Annotated in this window: 19 protein-coding genes; 8 read left to right on the forward strand and 11 right to left on the reverse strand. The window is 42.1% G+C overall.

Annotation, left to right across the window (positions count from 1 at the left end; genetic code table 11):
* Positions 1-100 (reverse strand): DUF4277 domain-containing protein (locus QJQ48_RS26435; protein ID WP_346291993.1); only part of this gene is annotated, 100 nt, incomplete at its 3' end.
* A 95-nt stretch (positions 101-195) separates the two neighbouring features.
* Here QJQ48_RS26435 and QJQ48_RS26440 point away from each other — a divergent pair.
* Positions 196-510: a hypothetical protein gene (locus QJQ48_RS26440; protein ID WP_346294234.1), complete on the forward strand. Its 315-nt coding sequence runs from the start codon at positions 196-198 to the stop codon at positions 508-510.
* Here the strand turns inward: QJQ48_RS26440 and QJQ48_RS26445 are convergent.
* A complete protein-coding gene (locus QJQ48_RS26445; RefSeq protein ID WP_346294235.1) occupies positions 484-1,791 on the reverse strand; it encodes an ISNCY family transposase in 1,308 nt (435 codons plus the stop codon). The genes QJQ48_RS26440 and QJQ48_RS26445 overlap by 27 nt on opposite strands.
* A gap of 476 nt (positions 1,792-2,267) precedes the next feature.
* Between QJQ48_RS26445 and QJQ48_RS26450 the strand changes: the two genes are divergently transcribed.
* Complete coding sequence (locus QJQ48_RS26450) at positions 2,268-3,020, forward strand: IS1 family transposase (protein ID WP_428843102.1); 753 nt, start codon at positions 2,268-2,270, stop codon at positions 3,018-3,020.
* Between the two features lie 306 nt (positions 3,021-3,326).
* On the opposite strand, the gene QJQ48_RS26455 is transcribed toward QJQ48_RS26450, so the two are convergent.
* The 9 genes from QJQ48_RS26455 to QJQ48_RS26495 form a co-directional block, all read right to left on the reverse strand.
* Positions 3,327-4,679 carry a serine hydrolase gene (locus QJQ48_RS26455; RefSeq protein WP_346294237.1) on the reverse strand — a complete coding sequence of 451 codons (1,353 nt, stop codon included), beginning with the start codon at positions 4,677-4,679 and terminating at the stop codon, positions 3,327-3,329.
* 199 nt (positions 4,680-4,878) lie between these two features.
* Positions 4,879-5,787: an ARC6/PARC6 family protein gene (locus tag QJQ48_RS26460; protein ID WP_346294238.1), complete on the reverse strand. Its 909-nt coding sequence runs from the start codon at positions 5,785-5,787 to the stop codon at positions 4,879-4,881.
* 17 nt (positions 5,788-5,804) lie between these two features.
* Positions 5,805-6,692 carry a hypothetical protein gene (locus QJQ48_RS26465; RefSeq protein ID WP_346294239.1) on the reverse strand — a complete coding sequence of 296 codons (888 nt, stop codon included), beginning with the start codon at positions 6,690-6,692 and terminating at the stop codon, positions 5,805-5,807.
* The gene (locus QJQ48_RS26470) at positions 6,659-7,864 is read right to left on the reverse strand and encodes a vWA domain-containing protein (protein WP_346294240.1); all 1,206 of its coding nucleotides are present in this window, start codon (positions 7,862-7,864) and stop codon (positions 6,659-6,661) included. The genes QJQ48_RS26465 and QJQ48_RS26470 overlap by 34 nt, the downstream gene beginning before the upstream one ends.
* Before the next feature lie 28 nt (positions 7,865-7,892).
* Positions 7,893-8,957, reverse strand: a complete 1,065-nt coding sequence (locus QJQ48_RS26475) for a hypothetical protein (protein WP_346294241.1) — start codon at positions 8,955-8,957, stop codon at positions 7,893-7,895.
* A gap of 44 nt (positions 8,958-9,001) precedes the next feature.
* On the reverse strand, positions 9,002-11,344 hold the full coding sequence (locus QJQ48_RS26480; protein WP_346294242.1) for a hypothetical protein: 2,343 nt from the start codon (positions 11,342-11,344) through the stop codon (positions 9,002-9,004).
* 7 nt (positions 11,345-11,351) lie between these two features.
* A complete protein-coding gene (locus QJQ48_RS26485; RefSeq protein WP_346294243.1) occupies positions 11,352-12,272 on the reverse strand; it encodes a TRAFAC clade GTPase domain-containing protein in 921 nt (306 codons plus the stop codon).
* A complete protein-coding gene (locus tag QJQ48_RS26490) occupies positions 12,265-13,092 on the reverse strand; it encodes a hypothetical protein (RefSeq protein ID WP_346294244.1) in 828 nt (275 codons plus the stop codon). The genes QJQ48_RS26485 and QJQ48_RS26490 overlap by 8 nt, the downstream gene beginning before the upstream one ends.
* Positions 13,093-13,111: 19 nt before the next feature.
* Positions 13,112-13,849: a hypothetical protein gene (locus QJQ48_RS26495; protein ID WP_346294245.1), complete on the reverse strand. Its 738-nt coding sequence runs from the start codon at positions 13,847-13,849 to the stop codon at positions 13,112-13,114.
* Positions 13,850-14,823: 974 nt separating this feature from the next.
* Between QJQ48_RS26495 and QJQ48_RS26500 the strand changes: the two genes are divergently transcribed.
* From QJQ48_RS26500 to QJQ48_RS26525, 6 genes are all read left to right on the forward strand, one after another.
* A complete protein-coding gene (locus tag QJQ48_RS26500) occupies positions 14,824-15,147 on the forward strand; it encodes a CU044_2847 family protein (RefSeq protein WP_346294246.1) in 324 nt (107 codons plus the stop codon).
* A 12-nt stretch (positions 15,148-15,159) separates the two neighbouring features.
* The gene (locus QJQ48_RS26505) at positions 15,160-16,059 is read left to right on the forward strand and encodes a S1 family peptidase (RefSeq protein WP_346294247.1); all 900 of its coding nucleotides are present in this window, start codon (positions 15,160-15,162) and stop codon (positions 16,057-16,059) included.
* A gap of 13 nt (positions 16,060-16,072) precedes the next feature.
* Positions 16,073-18,472 (forward strand): hypothetical protein, encoded by a 2,400-nt coding sequence (locus QJQ48_RS26510; protein WP_346294248.1) that lies wholly within the window; start codon positions 16,073-16,075, stop codon positions 18,470-18,472.
* Positions 18,469-20,868 (forward strand): hypothetical protein, encoded by a 2,400-nt coding sequence (locus QJQ48_RS26515; RefSeq protein WP_346294249.1) that lies wholly within the window; start codon positions 18,469-18,471, stop codon positions 20,866-20,868. The genes QJQ48_RS26510 and QJQ48_RS26515 overlap by 4 nt, the downstream gene beginning before the upstream one ends.
* 53 nt (positions 20,869-20,921) lie before the next feature.
* Positions 20,922-21,509 carry a hypothetical protein gene (locus tag QJQ48_RS26520; RefSeq protein WP_346294250.1) on the forward strand — a complete coding sequence of 196 codons (588 nt, stop codon included), beginning with the start codon at positions 20,922-20,924 and terminating at the stop codon, positions 21,507-21,509.
* Between the two features lie 39 nt (positions 21,510-21,548).
* Positions 21,549-21,691: IS1/IS1595 family N-terminal zinc-binding domain-containing protein (locus QJQ48_RS26525; RefSeq protein WP_428843059.1), on the forward strand; the 143-nt coding region annotated here is incomplete at its 3' end.

Here is a 21,691-nt window from a genome sequence, read left to right on the forward strand (position 1 = left end):
GCTTATGCTGGCCTAATTGTGCGTTGGTCAGTTCCACCAGTCCCAACTCGTCCACCATCCCAGCAACCAAGCCTAGGTGATCCAGATTCTCTATCTTCAACCGATGCATCCATTCTCTTGAGGGCTGCTTCTACTCTACGGCACACCACCTTTCTTATTCATTGTCAACCTGCGGAATGCAGGATTGATCCGTCTTTGGCAGAGCAGGCGGCTGAGATTCAGTCAGCGATCGCGGGCATTCCCCGGGTCGAGGCGGCGATCGCCCAGGGGGGAGATGTGCCCTACGGGGGTGAAATTCACTACATTCTCAGCCGGATGACGTCTACCTATCGAGGCCGCTTGCCTGAGAGCGATCGCTTACCGCCGGTCGGGGAAATTGGGCTGTTTTCACAGAGCTTAGATGAATGGGTTCCCCAGTCGTTTCAGGCGTATGCGGTGGTTTCTGGCAGGGCCATTTATAGCAGCAATTCTCAGTATGAAAATTCAACTGGTGTTTGGAGGGATATCTAGCTCTAGAGCTTTGAGCATGAAGGTGAGGAGATGATCCCAGCTGTCAAAATACAGATAGCGGGTCAACGCTCGCAAATCATCAAAGAAGGTCTTGCGGGTGGGCAAATGTGAGCGCAGCAACTTGTACTTAGAGTCGAGCAACTCCAGCAACGTATGGAATAGCAGAGACAAGATGTTCAACGTTGCCAGCAACGAGGAGAGGTGCTGCTTTCCATGCCCAAAATTGTGTTCTAGATGATAGCCCTTAGTTTTGAGGGTATTGTTATTCTCGTTCTCCACCTTCCACCGTGTCCGTCCTGCTAGAACGATCTCTGCTACCGTGTCATGACTCAAGGTGAGATTGGTGGCAAAGGAGTTTTGGTAGGACACCTTACCATCCGGACGACTGATGGTGAGGTCACACCAATTTAGCAAGAGCGCATCATCTCCATCTCTAATAGGGACTTCGTTGAGATAGCGGTAGGTATAGGTTTCCTCAACTTTCCCTGTCCATCGGGTCGTGGTGAGTGTCGGCAGGTCGATGCCCTCGAGATGCTCATAGAGGGTAGTGTGGGACTGCGGACGACACACCGGGATGAAGTTGAAGTGTTGGTCCAAAAGCTGCTGGCACCAGAGTTGATGGCAATAAAGGTCATCCCCTAAAACCGTAGCCTTGAGAGCACTCAAGCGTTGCCCGTGCTGCGACAGCCAGCGTTTTGCAGCGGCATGCTCACAGTCCTGTTTGTCATGTCCATCCTGCGGCACGATGAATTCAGGCACCAACGGAATCACATGAGCCTGTCCTGGGCAGACGATGACCGGCGTGACGACGCTATGGAAGTAGTGGGTCTCTCCCGACTTCAAGGTGCGGGTTGAGCAGTTCGAGCAGTGGATTTGGCTCGAACTGAAGTATTTGGTGCCATCGATGGCAATCAATAGGGTATCCGCCACGGAACGGAACTCCTCTAACTGACCCTGCTGGGCTAAGACCTGCAAGATTTCCTCAAACACAGGAAACACCTGTTCGGGGGCGACAGCATCTAACAAGTCTCGGATTTGGTTGTCGCTTGGAATCTGATGAACGCCAAACAAGCTTTGGGCATTGCTTTTGCCTTTGCTGCCTGCCATCATGCGCTGGTACGCCAGAAAGGACGGGGTCTGGGTAAAGAACACGCTAAATGCGCTCAAAGCAGCATCTTCCATCCCATAGCGGGTATTCTTGCCCGTGCGTTTGTCCGGTAGCGAGGACAGTCGCTGGCGAAAAGAACCGACTACTGTGTTAAATAACCCCAGTTCTTTCAACGGTTCTGACTCTCTTGGCTCTCCCTGATGTTCTTACAATACTGGCATCTCCAAGCCTTGAACAGCTCCTTATCAAAATGAGAATTGCTGCTTCGCGAGCGGGGGCTAGACAGTCTGGGATAGCTGGGTTCAAAATAGAGGGGGTCTCCACTCGCTGGAGAAACTAATTGAATGGAAACGAACAGAACCTTGCATTTGCCCGTGCAAGGCGTTTTGGAGTCTCCACTCGCTGGAGAAACTAATTGAATGGAAACAGGCTGCGTCGGGTGATCGTGCCTGCCACTCCCCAAGCGAGCAGGTCTCCACTCGCTGGAGAAACTAATTGAATAGAAACAAAGCACGAACTGTCCACAGCTCAGACCGTAAACCTGAAAGTCTCCACTCGCTGGAGAAACGGTAGTCCACTAATGTAAAGGATAGAGAATAAAGGTGACCTATCTACCGTGTTCTGAGGCATGAGCGCGATGGCGATCGAGATGACCTGCCCCACCTGCGGCTCCCACGACATCTCAAAAAACGGTACAACGCGCCGGGTCAAGCAAAACTACAAGTGCCGAGACTGTGGACGTCAGTTCGTCGAAGACCCGCAATGGAAACCCAAAGACAAAGACACTATCGGTCTCGTCACCTTACTTCTATTGGAGAAAATTCCCTTAGCCGGTATTGCCCGAGTCACTCAGGTCTGCCAGAGGTGGCTCCAGGAGCACGTCAACAACGCTTATGCCCAGGTGGTCCGAACCGCACCGGTTATCCCTAAGGCCAAGGGTAAGCTGACGGTACAGATGGATGAGTTGTGGTCGTTTGTCGATGACAAGGGCAACAAGCAGTGGGTCTGGTTAGCCATCGATGCAGACACCCGAGAAATTATCGGCTGTCATGTCGGCGACCGTTCGAGAGTATCAGCCCGGCAGTTATGGCAGTCGCTACCGGCGGTCTACCGACAATGCGCCAAAGTCTACACCGACTATTGGGAGGCCTATGAAACCGTTATTCCGAGCAAGCGCCACGTGGTAGTCGGCAAAGAGAGCGGGTTGACGAGCTATATCGAGCGGTTGAACAACACGATGCGACAGCGGGTATCGCGATTAGTCAGAAAGACCCTGTCGTTCTCAAAGAAGCTAGAAAACCATATTGGCGCGATCTGGACGTTCATCCACGAATACAATCGCTTAATCAGAAAACGACTCATCGAATCGGGCCATCCAGCTATTTCCTCTGTCCTTTACTAAAAGGCACTACCCGGACTGGCAATGAGGACAGCGCATGGAGTAGGAGGAACTCAACGGTGTCTCAGTGTATCGCTCAACTGACATAGCGTGACACTCCTGAGTAGTCAGTTCTGACACTTAACTGCTGTACAGTCTTTTGTCAGTCACTCAGACCTATGTCAGTTCCCCAAACCCATTGAAACCTGGTCGAGTGCTGATTGAGGAGGAAACTAAGCACAATCGCCCGTCTCCTCTAGCCCGCATGCCCCTGGTGGTTCCCCGAAAAGTTGCGGGAAGTGCAGCGACTCGATAAAGAGCATTTAGAAACTAACGGGTATTAAGCATTCTCGAATAGATGTATTCAGAAATCTGAGGAAAAACTTCCCAATCATCAGCGTACCCAATATCATCGCCTAGCACAACCAAAATATAGCGAGCTGAGCCATTTGGGCCATAAATTATAGCCGCGTCTTGCCTTGAAAAGGAGGTCCATCCAGGCTTAGAAAATAACGTTACTTCGTTCGGATTAAGACCACCACCCAAGAAACCTTGAATTGAGTCATATTCTTTTGCTTGTTCGCTGATAAAGTCTCTTTTCAAAAGCTGTTTAGCCTTTTGACTATAATTTTGAGAAATGGCATGGCCCTGCTCAATTTCAAACAACAGCCGAGCAATTGACCACGAAGTCAATGAATTTCTAATAGGGAAATCTTCGTCTCCCCCCCGCATTTGCAATTCACGTCCAGTTGGGGTGTCTAATGTTAAATCAGGAATGGGAAAGTTTTTTTGGCTAATATTAATGTCAGAGTAACCTGCACCTTCAAAATATGAGTTTACAATCTCTCGTTGCTCAATCCAATTCTTTAATTCCTCGTCGTTGAGCTCGGAGCCTGATTGAGTTCCTGTAAGCGAATCTAGCACTCGACTAGCCGCATTATTGTCTGAATCTTGAATCATTCTGTATAGATCTTCCTCAGTGATAGAATTTTGAGGAAGTTTGTCTGCATCATAATAGCCAAATAACGCAATTAACCAGAACAGCTTGGTAACACTTGCGGGAAAGAAGGATTCTTGTTCGTTATATGCTGCAAATGAAAGACTATTTAGGTTAATTAAAGTAATCGACAATCGCTGAATTGGTAGACCTTGGTCACTCGCAAGGCTAACACCTCCGTCAACTATTTGCTGAAGCTCTTGATTGTGAGTGAGCGAAGGTTGACTCTTAACGTTATAAGTGGGAAATCCCACTTCTGAGATTTGCTCTTCTACAGGATTACCTTTGGGATTTGAAACCGGATTGTTTGCATCAGAACTGGCTTCATAAGCGTCATTCAAACCAACCTCTATTTTATAGGTTCGAGATGAAGAAGTACCATCAATTCGCAGAGTATATTCTCCAGTTTCTTGCAAGATTTTCCTGAATATTCCTTGAGATATCGATGTACTTCCATCTGGAAAGACGACTTCTAGGCTAGTATTAGAACTCAAATATAATTCTTGTCCAGATTCAGCAGAAAACTGAAAACAATCAATTTTCCCATTCGGAACCTGATTCTCGAATTCGCGCAAACTGCCTTCATTTAGATCAATCCTGCGAGAGTTATTTAATATCGAAGAATTATCGCAGGAAAAATCACCAGATCTGCTCTTTAGCAAATCAAAAATTAAAAAAAGCAGCATTCCCAAGATGCCTATGCACAGAAAAAAACGTAATAATAGATCCTTCCTCACTAATGATGCATCAACACTGGAACTGGTTTTTCTTCCCATTTTAATGTTGTCTCACTAGTCTTATAAAGCTCACTTCAAATAGATGGTTGTCGACAGCGGAAAATCTCACTTAATTCTCAGCCACGACGTTTAAGCATGCAACACTAATCTATTTATAGTCTTCGATTTTCCAGACACCATCTTCTTGAACAAAAAAGTAGGTAAGGTTACTAGTTGAAGAACCTGACTGGGATACGTCAGGTTTACCAGTTTTGCCAATTAAAACACGATCTTCAAAAATAGATACTTTGATAGAAGGCCGTTCATTGTCAACCGAAAATGAGAAAACATCTTCTACACGAGACTCGTTATAGATATAGTATGAATTGTTGTTTCGCAACCAATCTATAGAGCCTTCAGGTTTCGTAATGTCTTCATAAAGCAGACCGGTAGTAAGCTCTTTAGCTAAATCCCGATTAAAGGGAGGTGCGAAGATCTCAGACTTAGCATCAAGCCACTTTTGAACCAACGATTTAGCCTGATCTTCACTCAGACTATTATCACTTGCCAAGGTTTGAGTATTGCGGTCATCAGATGAAGTGTTCTCAGAGTCATCAGAAGGGATGTCCGAAGAAGTATCAGACTCATTCGAATTGTCGGCTGAAGCCACATTATCAGCCAACTCTCCAAAGCTCATTTCCAGTTCAAAGCTAGTGCTGCCTCTCAAAGCTTCTACTTGAAGAGTATGCTTCCCGTCAAGTTCAAGATTATTACCTGTTAATAGCCTATTATCAGGAGCATAGATCCAGATGCAAACATTGTCATCAGTCTGGTAGCTAAGCTTGTCCCCAGGTTTGCCTTCAAATATATATCCTTTTGCTTGACTGATGCCTACATTGCCTGATTTGGCGAGTGTGGTTTCTCCAAGAGAAACCTCTTCAACATTATTTTGATTTAGTGCGACTCGTGGTTTGTTGGGGCAGGTGTTGCCATTGGAACTATTGCTACCTTGCGAAACTGCAGATGTACAGCTACAAGTTGCTATTAAGGAGAACGTTAAAAATAAAATTCTTTTCATATTTTGCTTGGCCTCAACTATGGGGCGGTCTTCTTAAAGATTTCCCAATTCCCCTTATCAGTATTCCACTGGAGATAAATTCTTCCATAATCATCATTCGCAACAGTTCCTGTATTCATCACATATCTTAATTCAGCATCTACTACTGCTTGAGTTCCACTTTGACTTACAACCTTAGTGGAATTCAAAACGATCTTATCGACACTATTCCACCAATCAGTATAGCCTTCGAAACTTTCGGATATCGCTTGAAAGTCGGAAGATAGAGCTTCCCATGTGTAACTATAGTTGCGATCATTCAAATTTGCGAAATAATCTTGTACAAACTCCTGCGGATTAATATTCTGCTCAACTGATTGGCTAATAACATCCGTCGATTGAGTACTCGAATTTTGGCTTGTCAAACGATTGGGTTCTGTTTGCTGAGGTTCATTTTTTCTTAAACTCATTTCCAAAGTAAAGCTAGTGCTACCTTTTATGGTTGCAACCTGAATTGTATATATTCCACTTACAGGCAACTTGTTATCGTGATTTAGCTCCCCTGTTGGAGTGTAAAGCCACACACATATATTTTCTTGAGTGCTGTAGCTTAATAGAGATCCTTGCTCAGCCTCAAAGGCAAATCCTCTTGCCTTACCAACGTTTACTTGACCAGATGCAACATGCAGTGGTTCTTCATCAAAGGATATTCGCTTAACGTACTGACCTTCCAGAACGTTAAGTGGTTCATCTGGGCAAGCGTTAGAGTCTTCACCTTTAGCACTTACCTGTCTATGCCTGTCAGAACATGCATTACACATAGTCATAACGACTAATAGTAAGGTAGATAAAGTACCTTTCATTTGCCCATATTCTCCTAAGCGGCCATCAACTACATTTCTGCTTCTGCCAGATGATTTGACCATATCCAAAAGGGCACAACTCCAGCAACACCCATTACTAAAAGCGTACAAGCGAAAATTTTCAGACGAACATCGCGCTCAAGAATACGGCCAAACCCCGTTAATCTATACTTTTGTAAGTTTGATTGAATGACACCTTTCTCGGCATTAATAAGTACCTTCACCGTATGCGATGAGTTACGATCTGCATTCGGTTGAACGTAGCTGATTTCATATTCACCCAATAAAGCGTTTAGGAAAACTTGCAATTTCTCTGCAACCGTTGCTGCATCAGCAGAAAACTCCGAAATGCCTCCAGCTAATTGTGAGATTTCGGCTAGGCGAGCTTGATCAACGAATTCATCAGCAGAAATTTCACTGCCAATGTCATTGCGAGTTGCAGGTCTCCTTAAGCCGTACTTATCACCTAGTTCTTCAGGTGTTAATCCATACCCTAAAGTATGAATGGCGATTTCTGGATTCTGTCTAATTAATAGCTTTAGATTCTCAAAGTCTTCAGCCTCTTTTCCCTCAGTATGATAACCATCAGACAGTAAGATGACTGAAAGTCGTGGTTTTGGTTCCTGAGATTCTTCGGAGTGGGAAAATCTTGGGTCTTGGGTATTACCTAGAAATCGAATAGCCTTACTCAAAGGCTCATAAAGGTTTGTGGCAGCACAAGGTGCTTGCTTGGCGAGAAAATCTAAGTGGTTATCTAGAAGAACAGCATCAGCAGGAAAAAATTTATCCAACTCATCTTGAGTGACAGGAAATCCCTCACAGTTCTCTCCAGGCTTACCAAAGGGAACGATCGCGATTTGAGGAATGTTTGCCTCTGACACCGTATCCAATCGCTCATAAATCGAGGTCTTAAATTGAGTGATGGATTCCAATGCCCCTTGCAGCTTGGTCGTACCTCTACTGTCAGGTTGATTCATGCTGCCACTCATATCAAGGAGAACAATCACCCACGCTGGAGGTGGAACTACATCTTGAGGGCGTCTCCAATTACGGCTTTCAAATTGTAAATCCGAGTCATCTACTATCAACTGAAAGTCAGTATCCAGTAAGTCAACAACTGGTCGATTCTGATCATCAGTTACCGAAATGCGGACAGTAACTTCATCGTCTTCGGTTTTTGGGCTGCTGACAATTTCAACCGCACTTGGAGATGTGGCTAAGGCTGAACTGCTCAATAGGACGAAAAAAACTATCGACCTTAAGCTAGCCTTGTGGATCAAGGAAGCGATTGTAATACACGAATCTGTAAAGTTGCTTTTCATCTGTTTTTACACCGCCATGTTCCGGAAACTGCTCAGTTCGAAAAGACACAACGTGATTGTGCTTAAGAGTCACAGGGCTATTTATTCTTATGCTTTCACCATTGACTTCTACACCCTGTTCCTTTGCTATTAGTATGGATTCTCGTGATCGTAAGTCTATCTGTGCTAAGTACTGAGTCAGTCCTGGAAGATAAATATCAACCTCAGGCGCAGACCCAATAGCGATTGTTTTATCAATAGGTAACTGAATAGACAACCCCTCTTCAATACTGAATAGTTGGCCGCGGCTAACAAATCTTAAAGCACTACTGATACTGGGAGAAGATTTTCCAGCTGAAGGGGAAGATAGGCTAGTATCTTGATACTCAAATCCTGCTCCAGCACGTAGAGCAACCATGTAGCTAGGAGATGCTGTTAGGCTGAATGCTAAACCTAGCAAAATTCCTAAAATAGAAAAACCGATTGGATCTTCAAGAGCAGCCAGTGCTGTAATGTTAGAAACTAACCGAAGAATTTCAAATAGCAGTGCAGCCAAAAGGCTTGCTAAGCTTCCGGCTAAGATACTGGTCTTGAATCGTTTGCGGAATCTGCGCTTGTCTCCTGCTTCAATGCTACGCCACCGCCACGTATACCCTTCTGCAAACCCCACAGAGCTGCCAATGCAGAGCCAGCCAAGCACTCTGACCACAAAAGAAGGAACGCCAAGCTGAGGCAGGATGAGTATCTGTACTAGAAGTCCTGCGGCTAAACCAGATGACAGTCCCAAACCCGCTGCTATAGATATCGGAAGCGGAGATGAGCGCAGGTTTAGTTTGGGGCGGGTTGGACTACTTAGAAAAATCTCATTTAAGACAATTCCAATAGCTAATGAAATGGCAATACAAGGGAATAGAACAATTTCGCGAAAATCTCTAAATATGCCAAGATCGGCAATAAGAAACTGACCTATATTCCATCCTATAAGCGCTGACGTTAATCCAGCTAAGATATATAGATAGACCCTCATCTAAAAACTCCTGAATTCGACTTTTAGTAGGAAATGTACTAGGACTAATTCCTTATTGGTGAATCTCCTTGAGGAGACACTGGAGTTGAATCTGGTTCTACGACGTTTGCATTCGTTTCTGGTGTAAGCTCGGTATCCTTCTCCGATGGAATGGGCGGTATAGAGCTATTTTGGATAGACATGATAAGGTCCTGCTTTAATCTTTGAAACGTATCTCCTTCGTTTTCTAGATAACCGTCAGCAGTTAATCCTTGACGGGATTGATAACTTGAAAACATTGCTATCCACCGCTCCACAACTATCGGCTGGATTGAAGGTGACTGTGAAGTTTGTAAAATAGAAGAATACTCTAATCCTTCTAGCTCTTGCGGAGTAACCTCTCGACCTAGAAGGATTGTTGCTAGTTCTTTGATGGCTTCTTCTTCACCTGTTGAATCCAAGCTATGGATATCACCCTCACCAGTATCAGGAAGGGCTTCTTGCGAAGAATGCATAGATATTATTTCATTTACCAATATTTGGATTGCTGGAACAGCTATGCTACCAAAATCTGTTGTAGCTACATCAAGGTAATCTTCTTCTGGTAAAGCCGTTTCGGGAATTAATTCATCCTCTTCAAGGGGCTCTGCTTCCGCTTGAGCACCCTGATAAATTGTCGATTCAGAAATTTCACCTTCTGGTGAGTTTTCTTCCTCTGCTGAGACTTCTTCTTCCGCAGGTGAAAGGATGTTCCGTAAAGAATCTATAGCTGACGGGCCAAATATATAAGCTAACGTAGCTACGCTTAAGACAATAATGACGGCTATACTTGTAGGGGCAAGTAGAAAGCTAGAAAATTTTTCAAATAATGTTTTTTCCCTCGATAGTGGAAATTGAAGTCCGTAAGGTCTTCCGTTGTTAAATTCTGGATATTTTGAAGCCTCATCATAAATTTGCGGTGGCACCAAGCCACGGCCAGATTGATAACAACAAGCTGCGAGAACCGGCTCTCTTAAGTACAAAAAGAAATTTCCAATATTTATATACTTCGGATCATTCGTGATTTTAGGAGGAGTTAAAATGCGAAATCCACTAACTATTTTTTTCCAAGTATCCGTGATGTTTAACTGCGCGGCATAGTGAGCAGAAACTCTCATACCTCTTTGATAGTTAAATTGAGATGCAAAATGCTTAGTCTCTTCAGCCTGCTTTTTTAATGACTTTTGCCAGAAACCATCAGATGAATTAATCAACCATGCTATCTCCTCAAGATGTGCATTACCTGTAAAGGAGCTACTCAATAGAAAATCTGAACCTATTAGAGCTAATTCTTGTAAAGATGTTGACGATTCAAAAAGCTGAACAACCTGGTTTTGTAAATTCAAAGAAACATTTTCTTGCTCCTGCCTCTGGGTCGTATCTGGGATTTGACTTATCCACTCTAAAAAATTGAAAAGAGTCTTTGGCAGGACTATGGCTCTGAGGGTCAAGAGCCTCGTCATGGGGCTGCTGTATATTTTTTGGCGGATTGCATTTTCAGCTCCTTGGCTGTTAAAAAGGGAATTCCAGAACTCCTTGGAGACGATGTTACTTGAAGCACTTGCTACAAAATCAATGGTGGCTAGCAAAATGCGAAGATGCTCGGGTTTGGTCTGGGAAGAATTAATTAGGCTTTTGAGTGCAGTCTTTATGGCTTGCTCGTCTACTGAAGAACTACTAACAGCTTTTGGTATGGCCAGTATTGACTGCCGAATACGCTGATAAGCAGCATCGCTAGCAGGATAGATAACTTGAAAGCGGCGAGGCTTCTCTAGAGCCTCTACATTGAAGGCCCAGGCCGCTGGCTGACCGCTACTTTGTGAACATGACGTAGCAAGTTGATTCACAAAGACTGGGTCGCAACTTTGTCGCCGGTCCAACACACAGGGTATTTCTTGACAGGGGTCAGTTGTGCCTCGGTGATCTGGGTGTGTGTTGAAAACTTGTTGTGAAACTGTATGAGGACGATTAACTTCTACAAAATCAAAAGGATCAAATGTAAAGCTTTGTCCTTGCTTTTGTCGTTCCTCAATAAATGCTAGGAGTCTTGAAAGCCCCTCATCACTTTGTGTTAGAAAATAACGATAAAAGGAAGCTGCCCTACCTTTTTCATCACGACCTTTTGTGATCAAAGCTATAACAGACCAACTTTCGATATCTCGACCAATAACCGTGGGTACATCGCTAGCAGCTCCTTCTGAAACGGCAAAGTCTTTATTAGCAATAGAGCGATAGATTACACGAGGAATCTCTACTAAAGTAGAGTTCATATAATTTCCAGTAAACCCACGCGAGACCCATCCACCATCGGGTAATTTTTCTGGAGTAATGCCAGTGCTAAATTCATGAATTTCAACAGAAGAAGACATGATGTCTTTATTCCTCATCTAGTTGTTGTTGCCTGTTACCCGTACATAGCCAATATATTGGAGAAACGAGGCCAAAGGGCCTCCAGTGCTGTGGATCTCGAAGGATTGACGTTACACCACCTTGATCACGGCTTAATTGTTTAGAATTAGGCTCAGCAAAGCGAGATCCGACAACGCCAAAGGCCGAAGTTGCAAAGTAGTTGACGTTGCCCTTAGATGATAATTGCCAAGATTGCAATTTTGCACAGACCTGCTTGAATTTGGCATGAGCCAGTTTTTCTGGCTGATTTCGCTTAATCCATAGGTCAGGAAGTTCGCATTTGGTTAAAACTAAAGCGATACGCTTGAGGGTAGAAGTATCCTTTGTATCTACCAGACCATTGAAGAATTTCTCTATAGCAGCAGCATATTCAGCATCTTTTCGCTGGGCTGAACCGTCTAGCAAGAACATTATCCCCGTCGCTTGAGAGCAATCTTCTAAGTAGTCAGCTAATTGAGAATCTTGGCTGCGGTGTAGTAAATCAGAAAAAAATTCTCCTGCATAATCCTTGAAACTTACATTCATTTGGAGGGTTGGACTCCCGGTTAATCCGATGGGAGTTCTTTTCAGAGAGAATGAATCATTCGTTAAAATACTCAGTCGATAATCTTTAATAATTTCCGCTTTCGTTTCTAAGTCGGTTGGTTCAAGTTCTAACCCTTGCTCTAATAGGTTTTGAGCTTTTGCAATCAGCTCACGACCATCATCATTAATAGCGGTAATACTTTGAATTAAGTTGTTAGAAGAGGCATGAGGGAAGCGAGCTAACGCCGCCATATAAGTTGTTTTGCCAGATGCCCGATCACCGATCACGCGAATCACAGCATCTTTTTGCGATGAAGAAGCATTAGACGCTGAGCTAACCTGCTTCTTAAATTGCTCAAACATAGCTTAGTGTCCTTCCTTTGCTTAACCAATACAGAGGTTCGAGCAAACCATAGGGCTTCCAATTATCTGGCTCACGCAGAACGGAGTGCATTCCACCAGTTCCAACAACATCCTCTCGATTAGGACGAGGATCATTGCGCCCTAGAACCCCAAAGGTCGAAATTGCATAAAATTTCAGGCTCTTACTTGGCAGAAACTCTTCTAAGGCTGCAGTTGTTTTAGGCAAATGCTGTCGAAAAAGATCGATCTCAGGGTCTAAACGACCGGGCCAAAGTTCTCCACGTTCACACTTGCTCATGGCAACTGCAATACGAAGATTATTAATGCGATCATGTGTATCTAACTGTTTAGCAAAGTTTGCTAAGGCACGACTTGTTAACTTGTCTTTCTTCCGTTCCCAGTCAGCCAACAAAATCAAACACCCATCAACCGTCTCTTCTAGGCATTCGTCAACAAACTCCTTATGTATAGGATTGATAGAGGTTGGATCAGCCAATTCCTCAAAAATCTCCCCTGGATAATCGCGCACAGCAAGATTAATCAACTCTGGTTTCTGCAACCAAGTCTTGACTTCAATACCTAAGGAGTAAAAAGGTAGCGCATCGATTCCCCCTTCTACTCGAGTTGGCTCGAGCGATTCACCCTCTAAGATGATATTCTCCGCCTTATCTGCAAGTTCACGAGTTTCGTCATTTAAAGCCTTGACTGTTAGGCCCTTTTTCTTTTTCCCAGGACGTTGGCTGTCTGGCCAATAAGCTAGCGATGCTAGATAAGTGGTTTTGCCTGAACCCCTAGGTCCGATCACACGAATATTACCCATAGTATCTCTTTATGTAAAATCACTTTGCCAAAAAGCTTGCCATATATATCCAAGGTAATTCTAAAAGGGGGCGGCTATAAATGCTTGTAATAAAGCACTGTACGGATAGTCCGCGGGTACTTCTGTTGATGTGTTCAATTTGCGGTTGTATCGGTCGAAGATATTTATGGAGAACGTAACTATGACGTTTCCGCCAAGTCATTGTGGAGCCATTTGGGTCGAAGGCTAGTCTGCTAGATTCTTGGTCTAGATCATCAACAAAGAGATCTGCCTTGTTCAAGCAAAGAATGATGTGGCGGGCTTTAGGACAATCGTCCCGAAAAAAATCAGCCCATTTTTCAAAACGACTACACCACTGCTGTTGATTGCTGTAGTCAAACGCACAGGAAGCTGGCAAGGTCTCACGATAGGGATTCAGAATCAACAAAATGCCTTCACTCTTCCGGCTATTCTCAAGAAAGTCTTGCCAATCGTTGGGATTGTTGTCTTGCCATCGCTTCCTCCACATTTCGCCAGGGGTATCAATCCAATCCACAGTGATACTTTTGCTACCAGCAGGCAAGCTGGCTTGAAATTCCAAAAAGCGAAAACTTATCGCTTCTGTGGGCCTAGTCGAGTCTTCATCATCAGTTAACAGACTTTTCAGGTTCTCATAATCTGGTTGCAACACTCTTACGTGTTGAGATCGTGGACTAGCAAGCGCCAGCGCCAAATGAGTTTTGCCTACAGCACGATCGCCGATGTAGATAACTCCCATAAAGACTCACTAACTTAATAGCTACTAAACTACAGCTCCAGATACACCTGCTAGGCAAACGATTCCGGAATATTTTTTGTATAAGAAATCACAAAATACCACTCGGAGCTACAGACCCTTAATTAAGTTCTCACGCTCCATACCTGCCGCTGCAGGGGCCTTAAATCCATACTTTTGATTTCCAAGCAAAAGTATAACCACGGCCTCTGGAGTAGAAACAAGATTTTTCCGAAAGTCTTAAAGTTGACCTTTAACACCGAAAGCTGTGAAATCGTGGGTACTAGCAGTACACGCGAACTGTTTTTTGGGCTTGCACAAATCCGATAGTTCCAAAAAAATTAAGAACCTGTTCTAGCCACTGAAGGGAAGAATTGGCTATCATATTCTTGATGTATAGGTTGGCTGCTATGGTCCCTAGCCTTTCGCATGATGCCTCTAGGCTATGAATCTCTCTGGCTGTTGGGGACTGTTATCTGTTTTTAATTTAGCTAGCGGCTAAGTGCATTTGCATATAAGAGATGAAGTTGATATTGGGTTTTGGCAATGCTTAGGCTTATTGTGAGATAGAGTCACAGATAAAGTGCCTGAACTCTCTCCTGCTTTACATACTCAAGGCTTCTATTCTGCATTCGGTAGTAACGTAAAGAGCTTTCACATAGAAAAATCTGATTAAGAATTTTCGGAAACTCCCGAAATGAGTTGTTTAAAGGAGTGGGAAGTCGTGTAAATCATAAAACTTGTCTGAGAATTCTGGAATGAATCTCCTAAAAGTTGGCTGGCTTTTGGACCTGACTAGCGAGCATACTATGGGATCCTCATCTATGTTCTTTTTCTCTTGAAAATTTATTAGATTTTTGAGACATAAAACTAGAGAAATGACCACCATCGAATATCTGTTATTTCATCCTAGACAGCTTTAGTAAAGTTTAGAAGCGTGAATTTTTTGTATTTTCCAACCTTGGAGGTAACTAGAAGTGAACGGCAAACTTATAAAACTTGAGGATGGAACTTTAGTCGAAGTTGAGGTGCAAGAGGATGAGATACAAGAAATCAGCGATCGCACTGCTGAACGGGTAAATGCAACTTTTGACAAAGTGAAGCCTATATTGCTAAACGCTTGTCGGCCTATTGCCGATGTGTGGCAAGAACTAAATAAAGACATGTATGTGGAAACGGCTGAAGTAGAGATCGGTTTTAGCTTTGAGGGTGAAGGCAATATATATATTACGAAAGCCAAAGCCTCAAGTAACTTAAAAGTAAAGCTGGTTCTGAAGCCAAGTTCGCAGGACAAAGGTTGAGGATGAGAAGACATGAAAGACGTATCCGAATGCATCTGTTTGGTGACAATCAAGGCTTTAGAAGATCAAGCCTCGGGTAGTGTCGAGATTGAGTTTGGCACAGGCTTCTTTATATATGAAAACTCGACGTTCATGTATGCGATCACTTGTGCGCATGTCGTTGAAAAGGCGCAGGAGCAAGCTGAGAAATATCAGATTTTAGTAAATGGTGAAACAGCTTTTCTTGAAGCATATAGTCTAGATGCTGACATTGCCGTACTCAAAGTGAACACAGCAAAAGAATATCCTATGTTGCAATTGTCAGACTCAGCTTATAAGGAACAGAAAGTTAGAATAATTGGTATACCCCCTTTCGATAAGCGGCGAGAAAGGCGAGAACTGATAGCGCTTGATGGAATTTTATCTAAGTCCTCTAAATGGTTTATGTCTGGGCGGAATAAAGTTCCGATTTGGTACTTAGCTTTAGATGACCCTGAATTTAGATTGAAACCTGGCTTCAGTGGAGCTCCTGTAGTAGATCAAGCGACTAGCAATGTAGTTGGCATATTAAGTATTCAGATAAAAGATGGTCACAGGGGAATTGCTATCTGTACATCTTCTATAAAACTGATCTGGGAGCAGTTGCCGAAAGAAGTTTTTGTGGAATCTCCCCTTAGCGATTTGAGAGATCAGTCTTTAGTTACTGAATTTCAATTGAGTCTCTTGAAAGATGAAATAGTATCTAAAAAATCAGAGCTTGAACAAGTAAATCAGATAATTTCCCGCCTAAGAAAACGCAATTTATTTTCGGCTAATGAAAGAGAAAAGATTGATTTAGAAAGCCATATTCGTGATCTTGAGTCACAAAAAATTGATCTTGTGAATGCCTTAGTTAAGCTGGAAACTGAATTGACAATGAAATTTTCTTATTAGCGTTTTAATTATTATGACGAAGCCAATTGAGCAAATAGTGCTTGAAGATGAACGTCAGTCGTACATCGATGTTTACAACATTCTTACAGGTACAAAGAGAAGATTCCTGGCCAAGCTGCATGTTACGAGCAGTCTGAAAGAACAAATTGATTTGGAAAGTGAATTAAGTGAAAAAGAAACTCAGATAGGTGAAACTGTTCAAAAGCTCAAAGATATCGAGGAAAGACTTTTAAAAATAAAAGGCTTATCTCAAGAAGTTGTTTCCGAGGTTAAAGTTTCGGAAGTCAAAGTGGCTTCTCAAGAAGTTGTTTCTGAAATTAAAGTTTCGGAAGTCAAAGAGGCTTCTCAAGAAGTTGTTTCTGAGGATAAAGTTTCGGAAGTCAAAGAGGCTTCTCAAGAAGTTGTTTCTGAGGATAAAGTTTCGGAAGTCAAAGTGGCTTCTCAAGAAGTCGTTTCTGAGGATAAAGTTTCGGAAGTCAAAGTGGCTTCTCAAGAAGTTGTTTCTGAGGTTAAAGTTTCGGAAGTCAAAGAGGCTTCTCAAGAAGTCGTTTCTGAGGATAAAGTTTCGGAAGTCAAAGAGGTTTCTCAAGGAGTTGTCTCTGGGGTTAGAGTTTTAAATAATAAAAGAAGTAGAAGCAGCGAAATTAGTAAGCTAGAGGAAGAAATAAGACAATTAAATGAAAATCTGGAGAAACAGGAATCAGAGAAAAAAGAGATTAGGGAAAAGATTACAAATACCAATCAAAAATCTACAGAAGATAACGATAATTCTGGAGAAGAGAATAAAGGTGAGGCTTTCACCAGTTCAGATTCAGAATTTAATAAGTTAATTTCCGGATTTACTCGTGAGAAGTATCGTAATGAACGAGCAAAATCCGAAAACGCAGACTCATATCTTCAGAATATAGTTAATTTGTTCATCTCTGGAGGAATTATAGACCGAACTCTAATATATGTAGCAGTTTTTTTCCCTGGGTTGACTCCTAATGAGTTTAATCAGGTTGTTTCGATATTATTGAAGGATAAAGCCATCACGATAGAGAAAGAGGAAGAGATTCTAAACAAAGAGGGCGAGATAGTAACATTTGAGGGGAAGTTGGTAACTATCAAGAGAGAAGAAGAGCAATCTCTACTCGAAATTTGGCAGGATAGTCATGATGGATCGGATAAATATCTTAAGCAATGTCATTTAAGAACTGTTCAAATCAGAGATTCTTCTGTTATTGACTTTGTAAGGCCTAACCTTAGAAATGAGGTTAAAGCCTATCTTAAAGAGGATCAGGCTCTCTATCTTGACAATGTTTTCAAGAAAACACAACTTTTTCTGTTTCACCCTCAGATACAAGTAGCAAGAAGCGCCATAAATTTATTGCTCGATGCCATGTCAAGTTATCCGTCAGTATACAATGAGGATTGGATCTTTCAGTTAGTTAATCAGTTTTCTGAGAAAGAAGATTGGACGATAGGCCCCTCTCTCAGCCTTGAGCAAATAGTTAAGAAATTTTTGAAAGCCCTCGAATCGGAATCTAGAAGAAGGATTGTTTTAACTAGAATCTCTGGCCTTTTGTACTTCACCCTAAACGATGAAAAATTGAGTGGCATTTCAAATGAATTCCTTCAGAATTTGTTTGAATCACGTCGATATGATGATGTTATAGACATAATTGAAAAACTGGAAAATTTTGAAAAATTTGATGACCTATGCTTGATTAAACAGCTTTTGGATAACGACGCAGAAGATGAAAAGGTTAGAGATAGAGCTTACGATCTGCTATATAAAAAGTTTGAATCGATTGAACTCCAAAGTTCAGAGCTCTTAAGTTGCCTACAAAGTTGGTTGCCAGATCAAGATGCTAAATCTTTTGAATACTCTCATTCAAGTAAAATTGCAGTTTATATTCTGATTGATTATTCTGCAAATACTTTGCCATATTTTCCTCAAGAAGAATTTGGTTCTAGCCCATCCAGTTACCATCTGTTGACTTCTTTTACTGATGATGGATATGGAAGCAAGTTTGAAATTTTGGTCAGTATTCTATTCCACAAAGACTCGGATGGCTTGCTTTTGATGGAATTTCTTTTAGGTGATATAGATGCTGCAGTCAGATTCTTAGGGAGTTTGATTGCAGAATGGTTCTTAATATTGACTGGTTTTGATACTGATATTCCAGAAGAAAACATCTTTGCTATAGATGATATGCTTCGACATATCGTTGTGTTTTCTGATAATTCATTAAAGCGAATGTTAAACCAGTTTTGGGATGAACTTAGAGAAAGCTATTTGCATGAAATCAACTATCTATCTAAAGCTAATAGAAAAGATTTAAGAGACAATCGAAGAATATTGACCCGTAGACGCAACTCATTGAGAAGACTGAAGAAGAAGTTTAAGCTTGCATGTAAATCAAATTGATTGAAACAGTAGTTACTTTGAATAGTGAAAGTATGAATATGTCAGCTAACAGATCTTTTGAGAAAGTTATCCGTCAAGTTGAAAAAGACGCTAGAACAAGACCTTCCGAGCGATTACTCATTATAGAAAAAAAGAAAAAAGAAGTCAAAGTCCATCAAAAAGGTTCTTTTCTGACTTCTGTTTTCGGAGGAACCCTCTCATACTACATTGTTGCTAATGACAGCGATTCATCTAATCTTGCCGAGGGAGACTTAAAGTGCACTGTTAGGGATTTTAAGGGCGATAGAAGGATTGATATAGTTATTGACTATGAAGTTAGTTGCCCTCCTGGACGTGAAGAAACGGCACTTTATGCCCTTTGTGCTGGTAATCTTCAGCCAGAGGTTGAATTAAAGGCCATCGCAACAAAATATGTGGACGAGTACAGTCGTTCAGACGGCGATCACTTCATCAACAACTATATCTCTGAAGTTTCCAGGCTTGAGGAACTAGTAACGTATGGAGTCCAGCAAGAAACTGGGCTATCGTTTCGGCTGCGTATTTCGCTTGACCGAGAAAATGATCTTAAACCTTTTGTAATCCAGCCAACTTCCTTCAGCGTGCGTGTAATGGATTACGATGACGCTTTTGATGTAAATCTCCATGCAGAATTCATCGTGGATGAGGAGCATAAGGTAAGAGCAGTTCTTGAAGCTGGGCGAGAGATTAAGATCACCAACTTAGTGAAGGAAGGTATTAGGAAATATTTAAGAGCCAATGTCTCTACACGACAATTTTACTCAGACTTAAATACTTCAATCCGAAATCAACTTGTTGATTATATCAATGATTTAGTTGTTGAATATGGTCGAAAGGTCAACTTTCTATCTCTTAATAGTGATGCAATTGCATCTGCCCCGCAGGAATTTGAGGAGATAAAGACTATTATTAATTGTGAGATCCATGATCCAGTTTTGATACCCTTTTCCATTAGCAATGTTTTGCAGATGGAATTAAACGATATTGCGAAGTACAGAATGTCTCACATTTCGAGCCTTGAAAACTGGGTTAATAGTAAGTTGGAACCCATAATAAAGACTGCCTTATTCGAAAAGACATATATTGAAGTTCTTTCAGATTTCAGTGAAATTTCTGGCTCGATTAAGAGGCAGATGGAACAGGCTGCTGACGACATAGGATACTCCGTCAAGCAAATTGTTTCGATTCCCGAATTGGAACCATTAAAACTCACTAAGGACTTTGATGTCGAAGTAGAGGATGAATCTTTTACCTTGAAGGATGCTAAAGTTGAAGTCCGTCTAAATATTATTTCGACCTTGCATATCCCTGATTTAAAGGCTATTGCAAAGGAGCTTAGTCCCAATGTAGACACAAAAGATTTGATTAGGAAGCACCTTATTGATGTTGTGCGTCGGTTTCTTAATCAGATCGAACCGGAAAGATTTTACATGCGCTTCTCAGCCCCAGCTACAGATCGAGGTGAAAAAAGATCTATTGAAGAGGAATTATCTGAAACTATAAAAGCCGCATTGGAAGAAAAATTCAAAGCTAAACTTAGTGGCACCGTCATCAAAACTTTAGATACAGAGATCAAGGTTTGCTATGAACGCTTGTTTGAGAGGGTGGGCACATTTGAACTGCAGTTTAATTCATTCAAAGATGGCAAACCTGCTTATCTGAATGGTGACTTTCAGATAAATGGAGTTGAACAATTTAGCTGGTATACTTTCCAAGCTAGGAAACCTAGTCTCGAAAGTATTCAGAATTGCATTAAGAAAAGTATTCTTGCAAAGCTAAGCAATCTACCTAGTGAGATTCTCTCGTACAACAACATTGAAACACAAACTCTCCTGGAACAATTAGTTGCAGAAGTCGCTACAGAAAGTGTGGTCAAACAGTTTGGTCTTCTAATTGAAGTGAACAATGTTTCTCGAAGATTAACAGAGCTAGAGGAACTAAAATCTGGTGCTGAGCAGCAGCTTGAAAAATTTCGCATTAATAAGATCGCTTCTGTAGCCGAAGCAGGGCAGTTAGAGCTAAATTCTCAATTAAGAATTGTTGAAGCTTCGAGTCAAGCAAGTGTCGATGAATTGGAAACACTTTTGGCTAGGCGACAGCAGATAATAGCAGCTGGTGACCCAGAAGAGCTGGAGGAACTCAACGAGGAAATTGAGAAATTACAAGCAAATCCCCCTTCTGGCTCTGTTGAGGATGCTGAAAAATTGCTGAAATCAATGCGTATGCAGGAATCAGATGCTAATCATTTGTTAGGTTTCTCTCGTCAGATTAAATCCCTTAAAGCTGGAAGTGGACAAGCAGATGAGACAGATAAAATCACTGATACATCTGTCCCTGTTTCTGATGATGAGAATGAATTGAGCGGTGGGATTTCATGAAATTTCATCTCTCCATTCAGAACAACTGTTTGGGCTGAGTTGAGTTGAGACTAGTGGAAAATATATCAATCGTTCTTCGCGGTTCAGGTATTTCTAGTGAGTATAAACTGGATATATCTCCTGATATCAGGATCATAGATTTTAGGCTAAATGCCCAGACGCTAGTTGGATACGACGACGACAGTTGTCAACTTGTCATAGAGCGTACAGGAGACTTTCTGCCAGATGGCTTATTAGTCAGCGACACTGATATTCAATCAGGAGATGTATTAATAGTTTTACCTCCCGTAGTGTCAACTCATAGCTCCTTAACTGCTAAACCATCTACCTATAAAAGAATTGATTCTTATGGTAATCAGGCAAGTTTTGACCTGACTGTTTCCTATAAGCTTCTCTTAGAAACCGCTGATGAAAAGAAAAATATGTGGGAATACACTGTTCACCTTCAGTCTTGTCATGAGAATAATCCAAGTAGATTTTTCAAAGAGTCTGACAGAAAAGAACAACGTAAATTAGAGGAATTCGTAGAGAAAGCTCTTGACCGCCAACCTTCTTCGACAGAGATACGTAAGATTTTAGATGCTTGGTGTGAAGATATACTTTTAGGCTATCGTGAAACATTTTTTACACTTCAAAAATAGGCGTTGCATAATTAAAAGATGAATTAGAGGGAATCTGCGATGCAATGTCCAGAGTGCGGAGCCACTCACATCCGTAAGAACGGTAAGAGAAAAGGTAAGCAAAATCACATCTGCGTCGCCTGCGGTCGTCAGTTCATCGACACCTACGAACCTCACCGAGGCTACTCAGATGACGTCAGAGG

Source organism: Sphaerothrix gracilis Ecp01 (genome assembly GCF_030405905.1).
Taxonomy (GTDB): Bacteria; Cyanobacteriota; Cyanobacteriia; order Phormidesmidales; family Phormidesmidaceae; genus Sphaerothrix; species Sphaerothrix gracilis.